General features: G+C 48.8%; 20 protein-coding genes. 19 read left to right on the forward strand and 1 reads right to left on the reverse strand.

Annotation, left to right across the window (positions count from 1 at the left end):
• The first annotated feature begins 119 nt into the window (after positions 1-119).
• The 19 genes from AC27KL_RS07185 to AC27KL_RS07275 all read left to right on the forward strand — a co-directional run bounded on the left by AC27KL_RS07185 (position 120) and on the right by AC27KL_RS07275 (position 20,148).
• Positions 120-869: a YveK family protein gene (locus tag AC27KL_RS07185; protein ID WP_036713863.1), complete on the forward strand. Its 750-nt coding sequence runs from the start codon at positions 120-122 to the stop codon at positions 867-869.
• Positions 850-1,539 (forward strand): CpsD/CapB family tyrosine-protein kinase, encoded by a 690-nt coding sequence (locus tag AC27KL_RS07190; protein ID WP_487169286.1) that lies wholly within the window; start codon positions 850-852, stop codon positions 1,537-1,539. The genes AC27KL_RS07185 and AC27KL_RS07190 overlap by 20 nt, the downstream gene beginning before the upstream one ends.
• Positions 1,540-1,724: 185 nt before the next feature.
• Positions 1,725-2,615 (forward strand): UTP--glucose-1-phosphate uridylyltransferase GalU, encoded by an 891-nt coding sequence (galU, locus tag AC27KL_RS07195; protein WP_036713868.1) that lies wholly within the window; start codon positions 1,725-1,727, stop codon positions 2,613-2,615.
• A gap of 15 nt (positions 2,616-2,630) precedes the next feature.
• The gene (locus tag AC27KL_RS07200) at positions 2,631-3,329 is read left to right on the forward strand and encodes a sugar transferase (protein WP_487169287.1); all 699 of its coding nucleotides are present in this window, start codon (positions 2,631-2,633) and stop codon (positions 3,327-3,329) included.
• Between the two features lie 15 nt (positions 3,330-3,344).
• A complete protein-coding gene (locus AC27KL_RS07205; protein WP_487169288.1) occupies positions 3,345-4,274 on the forward strand; it encodes a glycosyltransferase family 2 protein in 930 nt (309 codons plus the stop codon).
• Positions 4,275-4,300: 26 nt separating this feature from the next.
• On the forward strand, positions 4,301-5,677 hold the full coding sequence (locus AC27KL_RS07210; RefSeq protein ID WP_487169289.1) for an O-antigen ligase family protein: 1,377 nt from the start codon (positions 4,301-4,303) through the stop codon (positions 5,675-5,677).
• Between the two features lies 1 nt (position 5,678).
• Positions 5,679-6,461 (forward strand): SGNH/GDSL hydrolase family protein, encoded by a 783-nt coding sequence (locus AC27KL_RS07215; RefSeq protein WP_487169290.1) that lies wholly within the window; start codon positions 5,679-5,681, stop codon positions 6,459-6,461.
• Entirely contained in the window at positions 6,458-7,624 is a 1,167-nt protein-coding gene (locus AC27KL_RS07220) for a glycosyltransferase family 4 protein (RefSeq protein ID WP_487169291.1), read from the forward strand. Before AC27KL_RS07215 ends, AC27KL_RS07220 begins: the two co-directional genes overlap by 4 nt.
• A complete protein-coding gene (locus tag AC27KL_RS07225; RefSeq protein WP_487169292.1) occupies positions 7,621-8,964 on the forward strand; it encodes a lipopolysaccharide biosynthesis protein in 1,344 nt (447 codons plus the stop codon). The genes AC27KL_RS07220 and AC27KL_RS07225 overlap by 4 nt, the downstream gene beginning before the upstream one ends.
• Before the next feature lie 61 nt (positions 8,965-9,025).
• Positions 9,026-9,895, forward strand: coding sequence for a glycosyltransferase family 2 protein (locus AC27KL_RS07230; RefSeq protein WP_487169293.1), 870 nt, complete (start codon positions 9,026-9,028; stop codon positions 9,893-9,895).
• Positions 9,896-9,924: 29 nt separating this feature from the next.
• The gene (locus AC27KL_RS07235; RefSeq protein WP_487169294.1) at positions 9,925-11,118 is read left to right on the forward strand and encodes a glycosyltransferase family 4 protein; all 1,194 of its coding nucleotides are present in this window, start codon (positions 9,925-9,927) and stop codon (positions 11,116-11,118) included.
• The gene (locus AC27KL_RS07240; protein ID WP_487169295.1) at positions 11,115-12,314 is read left to right on the forward strand and encodes a glycosyltransferase family 4 protein; all 1,200 of its coding nucleotides are present in this window, start codon (positions 11,115-11,117) and stop codon (positions 12,312-12,314) included. Before AC27KL_RS07235 ends, AC27KL_RS07240 begins: the two co-directional genes overlap by 4 nt.
• Positions 12,311-13,450 (forward strand): glycosyltransferase, encoded by a 1,140-nt coding sequence (locus tag AC27KL_RS07245; protein WP_487169296.1) that lies wholly within the window; start codon positions 12,311-12,313, stop codon positions 13,448-13,450. Before AC27KL_RS07240 ends, AC27KL_RS07245 begins: the two co-directional genes overlap by 4 nt.
• Positions 13,451-13,452: 2 nt before the next feature.
• Positions 13,453-14,829 carry a sugar phosphate nucleotidyltransferase gene (locus tag AC27KL_RS07250; protein ID WP_339325195.1) on the forward strand — a complete coding sequence of 459 codons (1,377 nt, stop codon included), beginning with the start codon at positions 13,453-13,455 and terminating at the stop codon, positions 14,827-14,829.
• Positions 14,830-14,888: 59 nt separating this feature from the next.
• Positions 14,889-16,220 (forward strand): UDP-glucose dehydrogenase family protein, encoded by a 1,332-nt coding sequence (locus AC27KL_RS07255; protein ID WP_487169297.1) that lies wholly within the window; start codon positions 14,889-14,891, stop codon positions 16,218-16,220.
• A gap of 39 nt (positions 16,221-16,259) precedes the next feature.
• Entirely contained in the window at positions 16,260-17,429 is a 1,170-nt protein-coding gene (locus AC27KL_RS07260; protein WP_212950849.1) for a nucleotidyltransferase domain-containing protein, read from the forward strand.
• 104 nt (positions 17,430-17,533) lie between these two features.
• Complete coding sequence (locus AC27KL_RS07265) at positions 17,534-17,830, forward strand: lasso peptide biosynthesis PqqD family chaperone (RefSeq protein ID WP_036711668.1); 297 nt, start codon at positions 17,534-17,536, stop codon at positions 17,828-17,830.
• Positions 17,827-18,306 carry a lasso peptide biosynthesis B2 protein gene (locus tag AC27KL_RS07270; protein ID WP_036711672.1) on the forward strand — a complete coding sequence of 160 codons (480 nt, stop codon included), beginning with the start codon at positions 17,827-17,829 and terminating at the stop codon, positions 18,304-18,306. The genes AC27KL_RS07265 and AC27KL_RS07270 overlap by 4 nt, the downstream gene beginning before the upstream one ends.
• A 36-nt stretch (positions 18,307-18,342) precedes the next feature.
• A complete protein-coding gene (locus AC27KL_RS07275; RefSeq protein ID WP_487169298.1) occupies positions 18,343-20,148 on the forward strand; it encodes an ABC transporter ATP-binding protein in 1,806 nt (601 codons plus the stop codon).
• A gap of 89 nt (positions 20,149-20,237) precedes the next feature.
• Here AC27KL_RS07275 and AC27KL_RS07280 read toward each other — a convergent pair whose 3' ends face one another.
• Positions 20,238-21,245: an ABC transporter ATP-binding protein gene (locus AC27KL_RS07280; RefSeq protein ID WP_487169429.1), complete on the reverse strand. Its 1,008-nt coding sequence runs from the start codon at positions 21,243-21,245 to the stop codon at positions 20,238-20,240.
• Positions 21,246-21,255 lie beyond the last annotated feature (10 nt).

Raw genomic sequence — 21,255 nt, forward strand, 5'->3', positions numbered from 1 at the left:
TTAGAGTATGGGTTGTAAATATACATATTGTATCAATCGGATTTTTTAAGCAACAATAATTGACTCACAAACTAAGCGTTTTTTATTTCAAACAGTATGAAACGGAGGGATGCAAGAGTATGGAACTGAAACAATACTTTAAGATCATTCAAAAAAAATGGTGGTTAATCGCGATCATCGTAGTCATTGCAATCACCGCCGCATGCGTAAAAAGTTTTTACTTTACAACGCCGATCTATGCCGCCAACGCCAAGTTGATCGTAAACCAGAAGGGATCGGCGGATGGCATTCTCAACACGGGGACGATACAAACAAGCATTTTCCTCATTAATTCTTATAAAGAAATTATCAAGTCATCGGCAGTCATGGATAAAGTGGTGGAGAAATTTCCTGACTTAGGGGCTACTGCTGGAGAAATCGCCGCAGGAATCTCTGTCACGTCTGCTAACAATTCACAGGTCATGAACCTGGTATACAAAGATATGTCTTACGCTAAAGCAGCCGCCATAGTAAATGCCGTCTCCAAGGTGTTCAAAGATCAAATTCCCCACATCATGAATGTCGACAACATTACCATTTTAAGTATGGCAGAAACGAAAGCGACTCCCGCTCCGATCAATCTCAACCCGATGATGAACATTCTGATTAGTCTTATCGTCTCCCTCATTTTAGGGATCGGGCTGGTATTTTTACTGAATTATCTTGACGATACATTGCGAACGGAAGCGGAAATCGTTGAGATTTTGAATGTACCTGTTCTTACTGCAATCGGTGAAATAACCAAGGGAGATCTGAAGGCGTCTCGCAAGGTGGCATCCGTGCAAAATTCAAAAGTAGGTGAGGGTAAGTATGCGGCGCTCAATCAATGATAGAAGTTTAATCGTATCCGCGAATCCTATGTCCCCCATATCAGAAGTATATCGTTTACTTCGAACAAAAATCCATTACTTGTCCAAAGATCATGAATCAAGTGTCGTCATGGTTACTTCCTCGCAGGCGGGAGAAGGAAAAACCACGACGATCTGTAATTTGGCGGTTACCTATGCTCTTGAAGGCAAAAGGGTGCTGCTTATTGATGCCGATTTACGCAAACCATCGCTTCATCGAGTTTTTTCTTTATCGAATGACCACGGTTTGAGCACGCTTTTAACGGGAAACGCGAACATGGAGGATGCGATCCAAGAAACGATGGTGGCCTGTTTGTCGTTGCTTCCTTCCGGACCGGTTCCTGCCAACCCTTCGGAGCTCATTGCTTCGGCAACACTGCAGGAGTTACTCGAAAGTGTAAAGCAGGAATATGACATGATTCTTGTTGACACTCCGCCTGTGCTCACTGCAACTGATCCGGTTATCACTAGCACGCTGTGCGATGGCGTTGTCATGGTGGTCGCTGTGGGAAGGGTTAAGAAGGATCATCTCAAGAAAGCCAAGGAACAATTAGACCATGTCAACGCCCGCATGTTGGGCATTGTTCTTAATCGAATCAACCGAGATGACCAGCAGTTATTTTACATGAAACATTATGGAGCGAAGGGCTAGTCGTTGTTCACGTGAAACGAAGGTAATGTCTACTGCACCTTTATCACTGTAGACACTCGGTCACGCTGTGGGTCTGATAAGACCTTAGACATGATTGTCAGGGGTGTGATGTGAGGGGGGGTTGAATGCCCTATTTGCTTCATTTATTTGTATTAAGAATAAACAAAGATGGGTAGAGGATGAAGATGAGAAAAGTTAAAAAAGCGATTATTCCTGCAGCAGGCCTTGGCACGCGGTTTTTGCCAGCCACCAAAGCGATGCCAAAGGAAATGCTTCCGATCGTTGATAAACCCACGATCCAATATATTGTGGAAGAAGCCGTAGCGTCCGGGATCGAGGATATCATCATCGTGACCGGCAAAGGCAAACGTTCCATTGAAGACCACTTCGACCATGCGTTTGAACTGGAAAATAATTTGTTCAGCAAAGGCAAATTCGACCTGCTAGATGAGGTGCGTCGTTCTTCTAACGTAGACATTCACTACATTCGCCAAAAGGAACCAAGGGGGCTTGGTCATGCCGTTTGGTGCGCCAGAAATTTTATTGGCGACGAGCCTTTCGCCGTACTGTTAGGGGATGACATTGTACAATCCGAAACGCCGTGCATCAGGCAACTTGCAGATCAGTTTGAGCAGGTGCAAAAATCGGTGATCGGAGTACAAACCGTTCCTTATGACCAAACGCAGCGTTACGGTATCGTGTCCGTTCTAGGCAAACTCGGCCATTTATATGAGGTTAACTACGTGGTAGAAAAACCTACGGAAGGTCAAGCCCCGTCCAATCTGGCGATCATGGGCAGATACATATTGACTCCGGAAATATTCGGTTATCTGGAATGTCAGGAAGAGGGATCCGGCGGAGAAATTCAGCTGACTGACGCGATTCAAAAATTGAACGAGGCCCAGGGAGTGTACGCTTTTGAATTCCAAGGCACCCGGTATGACGTCGGTGAGAAGCTAGGATTCATTATGACAACGCTCGATTTTGCGCTTCGAAACGAGGATTTGCGAAAACCGTTATTACAAGGCATGGAAAAGATTATGGAACGGGAACATCTCGGCAAAATAAATCGCTAATGAGGTGAACTTAAAGTGCCTCCTACGTTGCAACAAAATGAAATGGAAGTTGTATTTGACGGTGAAACCGCCGATTTGAAATATTCCTTTGAAAAACGGCGGTCCCGAGTTTTGTATATTTCAGCGAAGCGAACAATGGATTTTATCGGGGCTATCCTTGGCCTCGTATTACTATCTCCTCTATTTTTACTCATCGCCATAATGATCAAGCTGGAGGATCCTCGGGGGTCTGTCTTTTATTGTCAGATACGGATCGGAAAGAACGAAAAACCGTTCAAAATGTATAAATTTCGCTCGATGGTTTCCAACGCAGAGGAGCTTCTGGAAAAGCTGCTTGTCCAAAATGAAGTTAAGGGCGCCATGTTCAAGATGAAAGAGGATCCGCGGATAACAAAGGTCGGAAAATTCATCCGCAAAACAAGCATCGACGAGCTTCCGCAGCTATGGAACGTGATCCGCGGCGAAATGTCTCTTGTGGGACCAAGGCCCCCATTGCCTAGGGAAGTTGAGTTATACAGTAATTACGATAAACTCCGCTTGAAAGTAAGCCCAGGCTGCACGGGGTTATGGCAGGTTAGCGGCCGGAGCAATCTGAGTTTTGACGAAATGATCGAATTGGATTTGGAATATATCGAAAGTAGAGGGCTCTGGTTGGATGTGAAATTAATACTGCGCACAATCAAAATCATGATATTTCCCAATTCGGCCTATTAATGGAGCGTGTAAATCATGAAATTATCCATAAGTGTGGTCATTCCTACCTATAACAGAGTGGACACACTGGTGAAATGTATTGAGGGAATACGTTGTCAAACCCGGTTGCCGGATGAGATCGTCATCGTCGTTAGAAGTTCAGACCGTATTACGCAGCAGTTCCTATCCTCCATTGAAGCGGGCAATCTAAACGTTGCTTTAGTCGATAAGGGTGGAATGATAGCGGCTCTGAACACAGGAATTTCAAAAAGCAAAGGTTCGATCATTGCTCTTACGGATGACGATACCGTCCCGCATCCGGATTGGCTGCTGAACATGGAACGACATTACATAGAAAGGCCTGATGTTGGCGGGGTTGGCGGAAGGGATATTGTTTTTCATGATGGGAAACCGGTTCCGCCTCAAAAACGTCAGGTAGGAATGATAAGACCATACGGCCGTATTATCGGCAATCACCATATTGGTATGGGCAATGTTCGCGAAGTAGATGTTCTCAAAGGAGCCAACATGAGCTTCAGAAGAGAGGCTATCCGTGGACTGGCCTTCGACGAAAACCTGAAAGGGACAGGGGCGCAGGTTCATAACGAGCTGGATTTCAGCCAGGCCGTCAAAAAGAAGGGATGGAAACTTCTTTACGATCCAAGTGTGCTGGTAGATCATTATCCGGCAGTGAGATTCGATGAAGATCAACGAAACGGGTTCAATGAAACAGCCTTTTTTAATGCCGCCCATAATGAAACCTACGCGATGCTTAAGCACCGGGGGCTCCTCGACAGAATCATATATCTGGTATGGGTTGTGACGGTAGGAAGTAAGGCGTCGCCCGGCGTGGTCCAGGGCTTAAGGATGCTTCCGCGCCAAAAGGGCACGGCTTTGAAAAAAGTAGTGCTGGCATTTAAAGGCAGATGGGGTGGCTGGAAAACATGGAGAGGATCTTTGGAATAAGTACTGGGAGGATAACGTTCCCCCGTATGACGCTTTTTGCGGTAAAGATAACAGGTCTTATCACAACGGGAGCAGCAATCGGTTATGCCAGTTCTATTGTTTCGCTGCATATGAAACTGTTAGAAATGACATTTCTGCTCCTTGGCTTGTTGCTGGGTCTGCATATTTATAGTAAAAGTCCCCATAATCTTATCCCCTATACACTCTTCATTTGGACGGTCAGCCCGGAAGCACGGCGTTTGCTGGACTGGACATTTCAAACCTACAGCGATACTTCGATTATTATGCTGACACCTCAATGCGTTAGCTTAATTTTGCTTATTCCTACCCTAAAACATATTAAACGGATTAATTCCCGAGTAAGCCTGGTATTGAAAATTACTGGAGCTGCAATCTTGTACGGTTTTTTTCTCGGGCTTTTGAAGTACGGGCTATCTTCAGTGTATGAATTGCTAAACATAATCGTCCCATTTTTGGCGTTAGTCTATGTTCAGGTCAACAAATTCGACAGTACCGTTTGGGATAGGTGGTTGCGAAGCTTTACCTGTCTCGCTGTCCTGGTCGGAGCCTACGGGATATATCAATACTTGGTTCTTCCGCCATGGGATCATTTTTGGATGGTTAATGCAGATATGAATTCGGTTGGACTTCCCGAGCCCCAAGAATTCAGGTTGTTTTCCCTTTTGAATTCACCGGGTCCGGCCGGAATGTTCCTTGGATTCGCTTTATCGATCATGATCGTACAGAAGAAATGGAGAGCATTCGGACTTTTAGGCACGATGATCGTAGCGTTTGCGCTATTACTGACATTGGTCCGGGTAGGCTGGATTAGCAGCATCATCATGATTGTCGCGTACTTTGCCCGTTCTCATTTAAAGAGTAAAGTTCAACTGTTAATTCTTGCTGTGTTTTTGGCCCTGGCTTATGTATTTGTTCTCCCGGCATTGCCTGGCGCAAGCGAGGTGTCTTCTCGGATCAGTACGTTCGAATCATTAGAGGAAGACCATTCTTTTAATGAACGGCTGTTGTTTGCCAAATATATTATTTCGGATGTCGTATCCCACCCCATCGGAAGAGGAATAGGCAGTTCAGGATTGGGGGTTAAACTGACTCAAAGCGCTGATACGTTAAAGGTTTTTGATAATGGATATTTGAACCTGTTTTATTTATTCGGCTTACCGTTGGGGCTTGGCGTGATCCTCATGTTGATCTATATTTTCTTCCTTTTATTTAAAATCAGTAATACGGACAAAATGTATGCCCCTATTTCATTTGCAGCCATCAGCGCTACCTTATTTCTACTGTTGGGGAGCAATGTGCTTAGCGGGTTGACAGGGTACATTCTAATGCTTGTGATTTCGTTTGCTTTTTCGCATACGTCAATAAAGCGGAGGGACATGTAACATGCAGATCGTTTTTATAGGGGACTCCATTACCGAGGGGTTGGGTGTGGTAAGGTCTAATACAAATTATGCAAATTTGTTGCAAGCCCAACTTAAATCCTTGATGGCCCAGCCTGTTGATATCGTAAACTTCGGTTCTAGTGCCATGCAGGTAAACGAGTCCAGAGAAAAGTACGAGCAACGCATCTTGGAAATGCAGCCTGACATCATCGTATTTGCCCATGGAATTACCGAAGCGATTGTTCGTGTGCAGAAGAAGTATTTAAAATGGATGCCTATGCGCTGGAGAAAACCAGGTTGGATGGATCCAAGGCCGTATTATTCGACTCGAAGATGGCGGAGGTGCCTGGAGAAGGTTGAATCGGGAGTGCGCTGGCGTGTGAAGGTTGCCCTAATCAAAATGTTTGGAGGCAAACCATGGATGAGTTTGGAGGAATTCAGGCGGCACACGACGGAGTTTTTACGGAAAGTATTGGACGCTAGCCCGAAGACCAGCATCATTTTGCTTGCTCCGAGCGATATTGAGGAGAAATACTTCCCGGGATCGTCAGAATCAATACGGATATACCGCCGAGTGTTTCATGATATTTGCAACAATGCCCAATCGGAGAACCGAATATTTTTATGTGATGCCTCTCAATTCTTGCATAAATGGAATGACTATTTGGAAGATCGTTTTCACCCTAACGAATTGGGGCATGGCAAAATAGCGAAGGCACTGTTGAATACCCTATTGGAGCACTCTTTGGGAAGTCGCATTGTAAAGGAAGAGATTGTCCGATGAGAATTTGTTTTGTTACACATAAGGTATTAAAGGGAGACGGACAAGGTCGGGTTAACTATGAAGTTATTGTCAAGGCGCTGAAAGAAGGCCATCAAGTCATCGTCATCTCTTCGGAACTGTCCGAAGATTTGCAGAACCATTCATCCGTGGAATGGATAAAAATCCAAATTCCTAAACTGCCGACCGTGCTTCTGAGGTACCAATTGTTTGCCATTGCCTCTGCCTTTTCAATCTGGCTGCGCAAAAATAGTATAGATCTCATTGTTGCTAACGGGTTTATAACTTATGCCCGTTCCGACATTAATTGTGTGCACTTTGTCCATAGCGCCTGGGTGAAATCAAGTTATCATCCGATCAGGCAGCAGAAGGATATCAGGACTATGTACCAGTTTGTATATAATCGATTGAATTCGATGCTTGAGCGATTTGCATTAAAACGCTCACGGTACATCATTGCTGTTTCAGAACAGGTAAAACAGGAGCTTGTACTTGATGCCAAGATGACGGAACATCGGATTTCGGTTATTCATAATGGTGTTGATATTGGCGAATTTTACCCACGGCAGATGAATCGGAACGATTACGGTCTGGATGAGGATACGATTTATGCGCTTTTTGCCGGTGATTTGAATTCAGGAACCAAAAACTTGGATAATGTTCTTCATGCAGTGCATGACGTTGAGGGGGTCCACTTGCTTGTACTCGGGAACGCAGAGCGGAGTCGGTACCCGAAAACAGCAGAACAGTTGGGTATCGGACACCGGGTGCATTTTCTCGGTTACAGAAAAGACGTTGCGGATATTATGTCCTTAGCGGATTTATTTATTTTCCCTTCCAGATATGAGTCTTTTTCGCTCGTGATCTTGGAGGCCATGGCTTCGGGCTTGCCCGTCATCATGAGCAACCGCTGCGGAGTAGCCGAACTGATATCTGATGGAGCTGCAGTCATAATAGATGACCCTGAAGATAGGGAAGGCTTGGTTAGGGTGCTTAGGGAACTCGTTACTGACCCGGAACGACTGAAAGCTATGGCATTGCAGGCACGGGACATAGCGGTGAAAAACCATTGGGGAGTAATGGCGGACAAGTATATGAACATATTTAACCAAATAGTCAATCCATTATCAGTGGTTAATAAGGTCCGAAGGGAAGCACTGAAATGACAATATTACAGTTGATAAAACCAAGAAAGATCCGGGGGAGCATAGGGAACGTACTCCAAATTTTTGCCTCCAATATATTCATGCTCGGGATTAATGTACTGAACGGTATTATGATCGCAAGGTTTTTAGGCCCCGAAGGACGTGGCGAACAAGCAGCTATCATTATGTGGCCGCAATTTCTGGCTTACTGTTTAACTTTAGGTATTCCTTCGGCATTGGTTTATTACATGAAGAAAAAGGAAGAGGATCAGGGGACCCACTATATTACAGCTTTTTATATGAGTGTTATTCTCGGAATCATCGCGATGGTAATCGGGGCTGGATTGATTCCTCTTTGGATGAAAGGGTATTCCCAAGACGTTACTGAATTTGCAGTTTGGGCATTGGTAATGACGCCTGTAGCTATGGTCGGTACGGTGAACACGGCCGCGTTACAAGCAAGAGAAGAATTCATGCTTTACAGTGTGTCCAGATATTTTCCATTGGTTGGCACCATGATCTTGCTCAGTGGCCTGATTATCACGGGGCATTTCACACCTTTTTTCTCGTCGGCGGCCTATCTTTTTCCCGTGCTTCCGGTCGCCATATGGATCACATGGAGACTCGTTTCGCAATACAAAGTGAGGCAGAGGAACAAGCTGAAGTCAAGCCGAAAACTGTTGAATTATGGGATCCGTTCCTATGGAACGGATATCGCGGGTACCTTCTCCGGATATATTGACCAAATACTGGTGGTTGGTCTTCTTTCTCCGGCAAGTCTGGGTTTGTACGTGGTTTCGTTGAATCTATCCAAAATTGTAAATATGATTCAAAACTCGATAACATCGGTTCTTTTTCCCAAGGCTTCAGGACTTGGGCAATCCGAAGCCATTCATTTAACATTTAAAGTCTATCGTATCAGTACCTTGGTGACAATTTTCGTGGGTTTCGGTGTGTTCGTGGTTGCACCGTATTTATTGATTCTATTGTACGGAAAGTCATTCGGAGGTGCCATTCCGGTATTTCGTTTACTGATCTTTCAGACGGCGATTGCTAGCTTGTCCTGGGTCCTTTCACAAGGCTTCATGTCCACGGGTAAGCCCGGAACCGTTACGATCATCCGTATATTGTCCCTTGGACTTAACGTTGCACTTATGAGGGTTCTGATTCCGATGTTGGAAATCAAGGGTGCAGCCATTTCACTGTTAATAACAAGCGTTATTGAGTTTTTGGCCATACTTTCGATTTATCGGTTCAAGTATTCCATGAAGCTAAAAGACTTCATCGTCTCAAAAAGCGATATTTTATGGTTATTCCGGCAAGTTCGGGGCCGGGGTAAAATGAACGAAGTAAATTCATAAAAATCCTAGGTTTTTTCTGAAAAGGTTCAATAAATTCAAAAGTGTATAGGGTGACGATAATATGGAGATTTCGGTTGTTATTCCTACCAGAAACAGACCTAGTAAATTACAAAAGTGTCTTGAAGCATTGGAGAAAGCACGGGAATTTATTAACTTCACAGTATTTGTATGCGATTCGAGTACGGATGACGAAACGTATCAAAAGGTTGCTGAGGTATGCGGTTCTTTTGATTTTGTTAAGGTATTCAGGCATGAAGGAAAGAACGTTGCAGCTGCCAGAAATACTTGTGCGAAAGTTGCCACGGGCGACGTCATCGTGAATGTCGATGATGATATTTATGTTGAACCTCAATCGATCCTTAAGCTTTATAATAAATACATTTCTGAGCGGGGATGGAGAGTCGTGGCCGGGAGCGTTGCTTGGAGCAATGATTGGAGCACACCCGTGATCATGAGACCGATAGGGTACGCTCGAAAAATTAAACCCGGCGAAAAACCGAGTTTCATTATCGGTGCTTTCTTTATATATTCAAAGGATTTGGCTAACTCACTCCCATGGAACGAAAGGGTTCGTACCTCGGATGACAGATTTATGGGGGCGTTGTGGCGTAGTAAAGGGATTCAGATGTTATTCGAACCAGATGCCAGAGCATTCCATGATCATCAGCATACAAGTTATGGGGCGGAACATTACGAATCACATATTTATGTGAATATGTTTGACGCCATCATTTCCAATTTTAATTTTTCGAGGATACTGAGCTATCAGGTTTTAGGGTTTTTGGCGGGAGTTAAGCAATATAGAAGGAATCTGGCTGAGATGGGCAAGTTTGTTAGATCATGGTTCAAAGGAAACTATAAATTTATCAAAGATTTGAAATATCTCTACGGCTATAAGAAATTAGAGCTTGAAAATAATGTTCACTACTAGAATATTTTTTTGACGGGGAGACAAGAGCGATGGCTATGAATGTGCTTTCGACCGGCATGGGCTGGATTGATTATCAGCATGGCGGGTTGAACCGCTATTTCGCGGATTATACCAAGGCTATGAAAGAATACGGCCATACCGAACTGGGATTCGTAGTGGCCCCGCAAAGAGCGGAAATGCCCTCGGACCGGAACATCAGCAACGCAACGAAAGAACTTCGCATGAACCACTTCCTTCCCCGTATGAAGTCGGTCCAGAAGCATACGATCCAGGCAATCCGAAGCTTTCGTCCGGATGTGTTTAATCCACATTTTGCTTTTTATACGACGATGGTCACAAGAAACCATATACCTTCCCATATCCCGATCGTCACCCATTTTCATGGACCGTGGGCCATGGAGTCCCGGGTCGAAGAGAAGGACGGCACAGGCCTTATTCAAGGGATGAAGTATTGGGTTAAAAAACAGGTGGAATTGTTGACCTACCGTCGTTCGGATAGCTTCATCGTACTCAGCGAGTATTTCCGGGACATTTTAAAGAACAATTACGGAGTGGATGATCGAAAAATCCACATTATCCCGGGGGCCGTCGATCATCATTTGTTCCGGCCTCATCCGGATCGGGAGAAGTTGCGCTCACAATTGGGCATCCTTCCGGACCAGCCCGTATTGTTCTGCATTCGCAGGCTTGTTCGCCGAATGGGGATCGACCGGCTTATACACGCCATGGTCGCCGTTATTCGCGAACACCCGAATGTCCGTCTGTATATTGGGGGAGACGGCCCAATGCGGAATGAGTTCGAGGCGCTTATTGGTCAGCTGGGGCTTGCCTCCAACGTCCATTTGCTCGGACGGATTACCAACGAGGAACTCGTATCGTATTACCAGGCGGCCGATGCGAGTATCGTTCCGACGTTGACACTTGAGGGATTCGGCCTGATTACCGTGGAGTCGCTTGCTTGTGGAACACCTGTTCTCGGAACTCCTTATGGGGGAACGAAGGAAATTCTTCATCGTATATCGGATGACTTGATGTTCGAGGACGGAACCTCAGAGGCGATGAGCCGAAAAATCATCGATCTGCTTAATCGGAATATGTACCTTCCTTCCCGAGAAGCTTGCCGGGAAGAGGTCCTGCGCCGGTATACATGGAACCGCGTAGCTGAAGCTGTAACCGAGGTGTTCAACGAGGAAATTAATAAGAGAAGGATGTTTCGGAAATGAAGATTGCTTTTTATAACCATACGAGCACGATTAGCGGCGCAGAAATCAGCTTGCTCCTAACCGCCAAGCATCTTACAAGAGTGCAGCCGATCATATTCGCTCCAGAGGGAGAGCTTCTGGAGAAGGCCCGGGATCAAGGGCTTGAGGTTGTACCCCTCCCAAGCTACCGTGCAAGGTTAACCCGCAATCCGTTTTTAATGACAATATATGTTTTCGGTATGCTTATAGCCGGTTGGCGTCTGGCACTTCTCATGAGGAAAAGCGGGGTGGACATGATTCATGCCAACTCTATACGCGCTGGCATTATGGCCGGGCTGTTCCGTTGGTATCATAGGAAGCCGGTCGTATGGCACGTCCGGGATATGCCACCAAAAGGAATCATTGGCAGAGTGATCCGGAGGTTCGCGGGCAGCACGGCCAGTGCGCTTATTGGAATCTCTGAACCAGTCATTCAAGCGTTGAACCACCCGGCAGTAGCCGGAAACTGTCATCTTGTACATAATGGAGTCGAGCTCAGGCCATACCGAGCCGAAGAGCGGCAGAGCATTCGCCAGCGAATTCGAAGGGAGCTGGGGTTGCCGCAGGAATCGGAGGTCATGGTCATCATCGGCCAGATTGCGCCTTGGAAGAGACAGGAAGACGCCGTTGAGGCGTTCTCCCGCCTATTCCGGGAAGGGCGGCAAGCCTATTTGCTAATCGTCGGTGAAGCGAAGTTTCGACAGGAAAATGAAGAGTATCTTATTAGTTTGAAGAAAAAAGTCAAAACCTTGCGTCTTGAAGACAAGGTCATATTCACCGGGTTTAGGGAGGATGTTTTGGAGATCTGCTGCGCAGCGGATCTCCTTTTATTATGTTCGGACCATGAACCTTTTGGCCGCGTCATTATCGAAGCGATGTCGCAAGGAACGCCGGTGGTTGCCACCCGGGGAGGAGGCGTTCCGGAGATTATTCAAGATGGCGTGAGCGGGTTGATGTACGAAATCGGGAATGTCGAGGAGCTTCAACATCGGATCCGCGACATCCTTGATAACGAGACTTTGCGGTCGGCTCTTCGCCGGAACGGGCCGGAGAGGGTCAAGGAGAAGTTTTCCATTGCGCATACGTCCCAAAAAATCGAGCTTATTTATGACCAGCTGCTGGCAGCTTCAAACCACGAATATTTGGACCGGCCGCGTACGGGGGAGATGTTGAAATGAATGATTTAAAGGTTGCAATCGTCCATGACTACCTGAATCAAATGGGAGGCGCCGAACGGGTCGTGGCCGTCTTTCACAAGATGTTTCCGCAGGCGCCGATTTATACGACGATTGCGGATGGCGATAAGCTGCTTCCGGAACTAAAGGATGCCGTCATCAAGGTGACCTGGATGCAGCGGATTCCATGGGTGTTATCCAAATTCAAGCTGTTTTTCTGGTTATATCCGTTTGCGGTCCGCTCCATGAACGTGAAGGGATACGATCTGATCCTCAGCTCCAGCAGCGCGTATGCAAAAGGGGTGCGAAAGGGCAGGGGAAGCGTCCATGTCTGCTATTGCCACACGCCTATGCGATTTGCGTGGAATTTTGAGTCGTATATGGAGGGAGTCGAGGTTCCCCCTTCCGTAAAACGGATCGCCAAATGGCTTACGCACCCGCTGCGGATCTGGGACCGGTACAATTCCAAAAAGGTGGATCGGATCATCGCGAATTCTACGATCGTCAAGGAACGGATCGGCCAATGTTACGGCGTCCATTCGCCCGTTATTTTTCCTCCGGTGGATATCAGCCGATTCCACATTGCAGAGCAGCCGCCTGAAGATTACTTTCTTGTCGTCTCGAGGCTGGTGTCTTATAAAAAAATCGATCTGGCGGTTGAAGCCTGCACGCTGCTCGGACAGAGACTGCTGGTCGTGGGGGACGGACCGGACCGGCAAAGGCTCGAAAAAATCGCGGGGGCGACGGTCACGTTTTTGGGCAGGCGAAGCGATGAAGAAGTCGTCCAATATATGCAGCGCTGCAAAGCATTGATTTTTCCCGGCATTGAGGATTTTGGCATTACGCCGCTTGAGGTGAATGCATGCGGCAGGCCGATCATCGCCTTTTGCGGAGGCGGTGCCCTGGATACGGTCATGCCGGAAAAAACGGGACTCTTTTTTAAGGAACAGCGGATCGGTGCATTGATGGAGGCCATTGAGCGGTTCCATCAATATGATTGGGATCCCGCCTATATTCGGGCGCATGCCGAGCAATTCGGCGAGCATGTGTTTATGGCGCGGCTCCGGTCCAGCATTGAGGAGCTTGTCCTGGAAAAGACGAGTCGCGAAATGACTATGGAAGCAAAAAGGAGCTATTGATGATGCATATCATTTTGTTGTCCGGCGGAAGCGGAAATCGATTGTGGCCTTTATCGAACGACACCCGGTCCAAGCAGTTTCTGAAAATTTTGGAATGCGCGTCGGGCCAGCGGGAGTCGATGGTGCAGCGCGTATGGGGCCAACTGGGACAAAAGAATCTCCGGGAGCGTTCCGTTTTGGCGACCGGGAGGAGCCAGGTGGAACTGATCCAGAGCCAGCTTGGAGCCGAGGTGGAGTTGGTTGTTGAGCCGGAGCGCAGGGATACTTTTCCGGCGATCGCCTTGGCTGCCGGTTATTTATACTCCGTCAAAGGCGCCGCACTCAGCGATGTCGTGATCGTCCTTCCGGTGGATCTTTTTGTGGAGGACCTGTTCTTCGATAAAGTGAAAGAGCTGGAGTCGTTAATGGTACATACGAAGGCCGAGCTGGGCTTGATGGGCGTTTCGCCGGACCATCCATCATCTAAATTCGGTTATATCGTGCCCCAATCGTCCATAACCGAAGCGCATGGAACGGAGTTCTTCCGGGTGAGCCATTTCGTCGAAAAACCCGACGGACCGGCGGCCCTCCGCTTGATGGAACAATCAGCCCTATGGAATTGCGGCGTATTTGCTTTCCGGCTGGAATACATCATCGAACATCTGATCCAGCGTTCCCTTCCCATTCAATATGACGAATTGTTAAACCAGTACAGCCGGATGGAAAAAATCAGCTTTGATTATGCCGTCGTGGAGCAGGCAACCAATATTGTCGCCATGCCTTACCGCGGGATCTGGAAGGACCTGGGCACCTGGGACGCGCTGACGGAAGAGGTCCGTACGCCTTTGATCGGGAAAGGCACGTTGACCGAAGATTCGACCCGTACGCATGTCATTAACGAGCTGGACATTCCGATCACGGTCATTGGAGCTCCCAACTTAATCGTGGCGGCAAGTCCCGACGGCATTCTCGTATCCGAAAAAAACGCCAGTATGCGGATCAAAGACGTGATGAAATTCGGCGAGCAGCGTCCCATGTATGAGGAGCGCCGCTGGGGCCGCTACCGGGTGCTGGACTATATCAAGTATCCCAACGGAAATGAAGTATTGACGAAGCGGATATGCATACTGCAAGGGAAAAATTTGAGTTATCAATATCATTTGCATCGCAGCGAGGTTTGGACCGTCGTGTCCGGCGTCGGGGAAATGGTGCTGGACGGCAAAGTGCGGAGCATTGGAAAAGGGGACGTCATCGTCATCCCTGCGGGTGCGAAACACAGCCTGCGCGCGATTACGGACATTGAAATGATAGAGGTGCAGACCGGCAGCGAACTGGTCGAGGAGGACGTCGTGAGACTGGCGATGAAATGGGAGGAAATCGAAGTCAATGTGTTGAGCTGACAGTGGAAATTACGAAACGGCGAAACAGCGAATTCTATTATAGAAGGAATGAAGCGAAAATGAAAATTGCGGTCATAGGAACAGGTTACGTTGGATTGGTTTCGGGCGTATGTTTCTCCGAGCTTGGGAACGAGGTGGTTTGCGTCGATAAGATCCCGGCAAAAATCGAACGCTTGAACGGCGGCGAAGTGCCGATCTACGAACCTGGGCTCCAGTCCATGATAGCTTCCAATAAAGAAGCGGGCAGGCTTCGTTTCACGACGGACCTGAACGCTTCCGTGAAATGGTCGGATATCGTCATCATCGCGGTGGGAACGCCGTCCTTGCCGAACGGGCAGGCCAATTTGGGGTATGTCGAGGAAGCGGCCCGGGAGATCGGAAACGCCATGAACGGTTATAAAATCATCGTCACCAAAAGCACCGTTCCGGTGGGCACGAATGAAAAAATCGCCAACATCATCGCGAACCATACGGAAAAACCTTTTGACGTTGCATCCGTTCCCGAGTTTCTGCGCGAGGGAACCGCGATCCAAGATACGCTGCACCCGGATCGTATCGTGATTGGCACGGACAGCCCAAAAGCGAGGGAATGGCTCGTCGAACTGCATAAAAGCTTGACGCCCGACATCATCGTAACCGATATCCGCAGCGCCGAAATGATTAAATATGCCTCGAATGCGTTTCTTGCAACCAAAATTTCTTTTATCAACGAAATCGCGAATATATGCGAAAAGGTTGGAGCCGATGTGACGAAAGTAGCCTCCGGAATGGGTTACGACAAGCGCATAGGCTCTTCTTTTTTAAAAGCGGGCATCGGTTACGGCGGTTCTTGTTTTCCGAAAGACACCCAGGCCCTTGTTCAAATCGCGGGCCAAATGGATTATGATTTCAAGCTTCTGAAGTCCGTGATCGAAGTGAACCGGGATCAGCGCCTGAACGTCGTTCGCAAGCTGGAGTCCTTGCTGGACGGATTGGCGGGTACGACGATCGGAGTCTGGGGACTTGCGTTTAAACCCGATACGGATGACGTCCGCGAGTCCCCGGCATTGGAAATCATCGCCGCGCTTGAGCGGCGCGGAGCACAGGTGAAAGCGTATGATCCAATCGCCGGGGACAATTTCAGGGAAATTTACGGTTCGAACACCGTGATCTACTGCGACAACGCGAAGGAAGCGGCTTGGCAATCGGATGCGCTTTGCATTTTGACGGAATGGCAGGAATTTCAGCAGATTCCGTTAACGGATATCGAAGGCTGGCTGAAGCTGCCGTATTTGATTGATGGCAGAAACATTTATGACGAAGGGCAAGTGGCTAATACGAATCTTGTTTATTATTCCGTGGGCCGGCCCGGCATGAATCGGGGCGCGAAGGAACAGGCGCCGGTCTTATAAATGGAACCTATTCGATTGAAGATAGCGGGGGAGGAATCTTTGAGAGCAGAAGCCATGGAGTTGGACCTCAGCGGTTTGCCGGAAGAATTGATTTTTTTATTGAGCTTGTTGGGGAGAACATCCCCGGATCAGCATCTGATTCGGGAGCTTGGAGCGGTGCTGGACTGGGATCGGTTCATGAAGCTTGCGATGCACCATCGGGTATATCCCCTGGCATATATCAAATTAAAAGAAGCGTATGCCGCCTCGGTTCCTCCGGGCGTCATGGAATCCTTGCATCGCCAGTACCAAAGCAATACCGTCAAAATGCTCCATCTCAGCAGGGAAATGAGCCGCGTCTACGAACGTTTGGACGAAGCAGGGGTACGGACGCTTTTGTTGAAGGGGCCGGCGCTCGCCTTCCAGCTGTACGGAGATTTGGCCCATCGGACATCCAAAGACCTGGATATTCTCGTGTCGCCGGATGAAGTGGAACGGGCGGAGGACGTACTGCTGCAGCTAGGTTATGAACTGATGGATTACCGCGCCTTGGGCAATTGGAAAAAAAAGTCCCATCATCTTTCGTACGAACACAAGGAGCACCGGACGCAAGTGGAAGTGCACTGGAGATTGAATCCTCACTTCAGCAAATCGTACTCGTTCGAAAAACTATGGGAGCGCAAGCGCGCCGTGGCCCTGGCGAACCAAACCTTCCACTGCCTGGGAAACGAAGATCAGCTTCACTACCTGACGGACCATGGGGCAAGGCACGGCTGGTTCCGGTTGCGGTGGTTAATGGATATCGAACGTTTGCTGCCTCAAATCAGCGGAACCCGGCTCAGGGACGTTCTGAAACAGCATGGCGGCAAACATCACGTTGGGCAGGCGCTGATCTTATCGTCCCAGTTGCTGTCGGCGGAGATTCCCGGTGAACTGGAGGAGCTGGCAAGGGATGCGAAAGCGCGCCGGCTTGCCGACCAAGCCCTTTTTTACGTTTCGCGCATCGTCCAATTAAACCCCGTACCCGAAAAAAGCGTTGCCTGGCATTATTACCGTTACCTTTTTTCGTTAATGTCAACCCGACAAAAGATCGCCTATCTCCTTAACAAAACGCTCCCCAGTTCGCGGGATGCATTATTGCTGCCGCTGCCGAAGCCGCTTTATTTTCTATATTACCCCCTTCGGCCGTTGCTATGGTTCTGGAGGCGGTTCAGGCAACAGTCCGCATAATACCGTCTGGCGGTTGTATACAAAACAACCTGTTTTTGCTATAATGATACAAAATGTATCATCCAAATGCAGTGCGCAAAATCCAATTAGAGGAGGCTCGCTTTATGGGCGTCGACGTGATTTCATCAGATGTGTTGGTCAAACAATCCGAAGGTTTTTTGGTCAGTGAAATGGATGGCGAAAAGGTGATGCTGAGCATCGAAAACGGAAAATATTATAATTTGGGGCAGACCGGAAGCCGGATCTGGGAGCTCATTGCTTCCCCCGTAACCATTTCCGGGATCGTGGATCAATTAGTGGAAGAGTTTGAAATCGGGCGGGAGGCCTGTGAGCAGCAAGTATTTGCTTTTCTGAGGCAGCTTGCGGCGGAGAAACTGATACAGGTGTGCTTTAAGCGATGAGCTTCTATCAAAAAGTGCATCGTTTTATGAATGATCCCGTGCAAGTCAAGGGGATGTATGCCGAAGCTTACGTTTACCTGGCGTGGGGGAGGATTCTTAAGCTGCTCCCCTTCCACAAAGTGGCCCCGACCTTGGGGGAGAAAATGAAAGAGACCCCCCATACCCATAGTACGGACCAGGAACTGCAGCTGTTGCGAACGGTGTCCAGAGCAGTCCATGCCATGAGCAGGCTCACATGGTGGGAAAGCCAATGTCTCGTCAAGGCGATTGCCGCGATGAAGATGTTGGAGAGAAGAGGGATTCCAAGCACGCTCTACTTGGGCAGCGCCAGAAACAACGAAGGACAGATGGTCGCCCATGCATGGCTGCGAAGCGGTTCGTACATCGTAACCGGGAAAGAAGGCCATGAAAAATACACGGTCGTAGGAATATTCGGGAACGGGATGGGCGCTGAAGGTTACAGGGACGTGAAGTGAAGCGCCGCCCGGAATCCGCATAAGGAGCTTTGCATAATGAAAGAGCTGTTTTATTATGTTCGCAAAATGCATCATTTCGCGGGCTTTAAACTATACCTGAACATGTCCATGGTGTTGCTCATCAGTTTGCTGGACGGCTTCGGCATCTATTTGATCGTGCCCCTTCTGAGCATCATCGGGGTATTTCCCATGGATACGTCAAGCATACCGCTCCTGTCCGCTATGATTAACATCATCGAGTCATGGTCGCTTGATTTGAATTTGCCGATCATACTTGCTTTATACATCGTGATCGTAGGGGGGCAGGCATGGCTTCAACGGAGCCAAGCCTTGCTGAACTCAAGGATATTGCAAAGCTTTATCCGTACGCTCCGCATGGAAACGTACCGTGGCCTGCTGCAAGCCAAATGGGAGTTTTATCTCCGGAAACGGAAATCCGAATTCAACCATGTCATGTCCAATGAGCTGGGCCGGGTAAACTTAGGCACATCTTTATTCCTGCAGGCGGTTTCTTCTTTTTTATTCACCCTTCTTCAAATCGCCATTGCCCTGTGGCTCGCCCCTGTTTTAACCATAGCCGTACTGATCAGCGGCGGTCTGCTGGCCTTGTTTTCACGTAAATTCATCAAGAAATCCAAACGGATCGGGGAACAGACAACGGAGCTCTCCAAATATTATTTTTCAGGCATCAGCGAGCATTTTAACGGTATCAAGGATATCAAAAGCAACAGGCTCGAGCAGTCCCACATCCACTGGTTCAACAAACTGACCGAACATATGGAACGGAATTTTATCCAGTTTGGCCGGGTGAATTCGTTGTCGCAATTCATCTACCGCGTCTCCTCTGTCGTACTCATTGCCGGCTTCGTTTATCTGGCGCTCGAAATGATGCATACCCCGGCACAACAATTGGTAGTGGTCGTGCTGATTTTCTCGAGGCTGTGGCCGAGATTTATCGGCATGCAATCGAACATGGAGCAGCTCGTTTCTTGTCTTCCGGCTTTCCACACGATGCGTCAACTGCAAAAGGAATACGAGGCCGACCAGGAGCTTAGCAAAACGGCGTTCGAAGATGAGCCGGAGGATTTCCGGTTTGTGGACGGGATCGAGTGTTTGGACGTGGATTACCGCTACGCCCCCCATGCTTCCCAGTACGCTTTGCGCAACGTTAACGTACATATTCCCGCGAACCGCATGACGGCCATCGTAGGCAAATCCGGTTCTGGCAAAAGCACGCTTATCGATATGCTCATGGGTTTGATCCAGCCTGAATCAGGACAGGTGCTTATCGACGGCGTATCCCTTCGGGACGAGCGGAAGCTTCTGTCTTTGCGCAGCGCCATCGGTTATGTACCGCAGGATCCTTTTCTGTTCAATGAGAGCATCCGGTACAATTTGAAGCTGGTCGATCCGGAGGCCAGCGATGAACAGCTGTGGAGCGCTTTGAAATTCGCCGCCTCCGACGAATTTGTGCGCCAACTCCCCCAAGGATTGGATACGGTCATCGGCGACAGGGGCATCCGGTTATCGGGAGGGGAACGGCAGCGAATCGTATTGGCAAGGGCGATCTTGAAGCGCCCCGCGATCCTCGTCCTGGATGAGGCGACAAGCGCGCTGGACAGCGAAAACGAACGATTAATTCAGCAGGCTTTGGAAGAGTTGAAAGGGAGCGTGACCATTATCGTCATCGCCCACCGTCTTTCCACCATTCGCAATGCCGACCACGTGATCGTCATGGATCGCGGCCGGGTCATTCAACAAGGCGGATACACGCAGCTGTCGCAAGAGAACAAAGGCGCCTTTAAGCTCTTGCTTAACTATCAGGCCGGATCCCAGATGTAGAATCCTTTTATCATACCTGTGAAAAAAACAAAAGCAGGAGGCTGCGGACGTTGTTCGTCCGCGCATCCTGCTTCTCCCCGTAAAAATCGTTAATACACCCGGTGGATGATATCCTCGAAATCGGGTTCCTCCATATGAATGTCCGCAATTTCTCCCCAGCCGCCGACCATCCGCAAAATGTCCATCGCCTTGGCCTGCTGCCGGTTCGCTTCGATCAGCACCTCGCTGCTGCTCGCTTCGATGATTCGGAATTCGCCCTCCGCGCCGTCCAGGCGGAGTTGCAGCGGCATCCTCGCGCCTTCCTGCGCCGGCAGACGGTAGGAGCCGCGGAAGACGATCCGGATGACGGTCGGGAGCCCGATTTTGTCCCGCAAATGCTCGATGGTTCCCTCGTAGCTGAGTTCCCCGTGATTGATGACCATGACCCGCCGGCAGAGCTGTTCGATGTCGTCCATGTCGTGGGTCGTCAGCAAAATCGTTTTTCCGAATTCGCCGTTCAGCGTTTTCAAAAATTCGCGGATGCTCCGTTTGGCGGTTACGTCGAGGCCGATCGTCGGCTCGTCCAGGAACAAAACGTCCGGATCGTGCAGCAGCGAGGCGGCGATATCGGCGCGCATCCGCTGCCCGAGCGACAGCTTGCGGACCGGCGTCTCCCAAAACTCCTTCAGGTTCAGCAGTTCCCCGAGCTCGGCCAGGCGCCGCTCTTTTTCGGCAGGGCCGACCCTATACATATGAGCCAAAATGTCGTAGGAATCCTTGACGGGCAAATCCCACCACAGCTGGCTGCGCTGCCCGAACACGACGCCGAGCTTTTGGGCCACCCGGCGCCTGTGCTTATGGGGATCGAACCCGTTGATTTTGACTTCGCCCGCAGAGGGGTGAAGAATGCCCGTCAACATTTTGATCGTCGTCGATTTGCCGGCTCCGTTCGGGCCGATGTAACCGACGAAGTCCCCTTTTTGGATCGTAAAGCTGATATCCTTCACCGCTTCCTTGAGGCGGTATTCCCTCGTAAACAACGTGCGGATTCCGGCGAAACGGCCTTCCTTGACGACGGGCGTCCGGAACTGCTTATGAAGCCCGCATACTTCAATCATTGCTCCCATG

The sequence above is a fragment of the Paenibacillus sp. YAE3 genome, from assembly GCF_057546105.1.

What these genes read in the sequence shown, in the direction of transcription:
- AC27KL_RS07210 (WP_487169289.1), top strand. Translation starts at nt 4,301, where the DNA reads ATGACGCTTTTTGCGGTAAAGATAACAGGTCTTATCACAACGGGAGCA.
- AC27KL_RS07230 (WP_487169293.1), top strand. Translation starts at nt 9,026, where the DNA reads ATGGAGATTTCGGTTGTTATTCCTACCAGAAACAGACCTAGTAAATTA.
- AC27KL_RS07270 (WP_036711672.1), top strand. Translation starts at nt 17,827, where the DNA reads ATGAGCTTCTATCAAAAAGTGCATCGTTTTATGAATGATCCCGTGCAA.
- AC27KL_RS07190 (WP_487169286.1), top strand. Translation starts at nt 850, where the DNA reads ATGCGGCGCTCAATCAATGATAGAAGTTTAATCGTATCCGCGAATCCT.
- AC27KL_RS07235 (WP_487169294.1), top strand. Translation starts at nt 9,925, where the DNA reads ATGGCTATGAATGTGCTTTCGACCGGCATGGGCTGGATTGATTATCAG.
- AC27KL_RS07205 (WP_487169288.1), top strand. Translation starts at nt 3,345, where the DNA reads ATGAAATTATCCATAAGTGTGGTCATTCCTACCTATAACAGAGTGGAC.
- AC27KL_RS07245 (WP_487169296.1), top strand. Translation starts at nt 12,311, where the DNA reads ATGAATGATTTAAAGGTTGCAATCGTCCATGACTACCTGAATCAAATG.
- AC27KL_RS07275 (WP_487169298.1), top strand. Translation starts at nt 18,343, where the DNA reads ATGAAAGAGCTGTTTTATTATGTTCGCAAAATGCATCATTTCGCGGGC.
- AC27KL_RS07280 (WP_487169429.1), bottom strand. Translation starts at nt 21,245, where the DNA reads ATGATTGAAGTATGCGGGCTTCATAAGCAGTTCCGGACGCCCGTCGTC.
- AC27KL_RS07255 (WP_487169297.1), top strand. Translation starts at nt 14,889, where the DNA reads ATGAAAATTGCGGTCATAGGAACAGGTTACGTTGGATTGGTTTCGGGC.
- AC27KL_RS07240 (WP_487169295.1), top strand. Translation starts at nt 11,115, where the DNA reads ATGAAGATTGCTTTTTATAACCATACGAGCACGATTAGCGGCGCAGAA.
- galU (WP_036713868.1), top strand. Translation starts at nt 1,725, where the DNA reads ATGAGAAAAGTTAAAAAAGCGATTATTCCTGCAGCAGGCCTTGGCACG.
- AC27KL_RS07215 (WP_487169290.1), top strand. Translation starts at nt 5,679, where the DNA reads ATGCAGATCGTTTTTATAGGGGACTCCATTACCGAGGGGTTGGGTGTG.
- AC27KL_RS07265 (WP_036711668.1), top strand. Translation starts at nt 17,534, where the DNA reads ATGGGCGTCGACGTGATTTCATCAGATGTGTTGGTCAAACAATCCGAA.
- AC27KL_RS07250 (WP_339325195.1), top strand. Translation starts at nt 13,453, where the DNA reads ATGCATATCATTTTGTTGTCCGGCGGAAGCGGAAATCGATTGTGGCCT.
- AC27KL_RS07220 (WP_487169291.1), top strand. Translation starts at nt 6,458, where the DNA reads ATGAGAATTTGTTTTGTTACACATAAGGTATTAAAGGGAGACGGACAA.
- AC27KL_RS07225 (WP_487169292.1), top strand. Translation starts at nt 7,621, where the DNA reads ATGACAATATTACAGTTGATAAAACCAAGAAAGATCCGGGGGAGCATA.
- AC27KL_RS07185 (WP_036713863.1), top strand. Translation starts at nt 120, where the DNA reads ATGGAACTGAAACAATACTTTAAGATCATTCAAAAAAAATGGTGGTTA.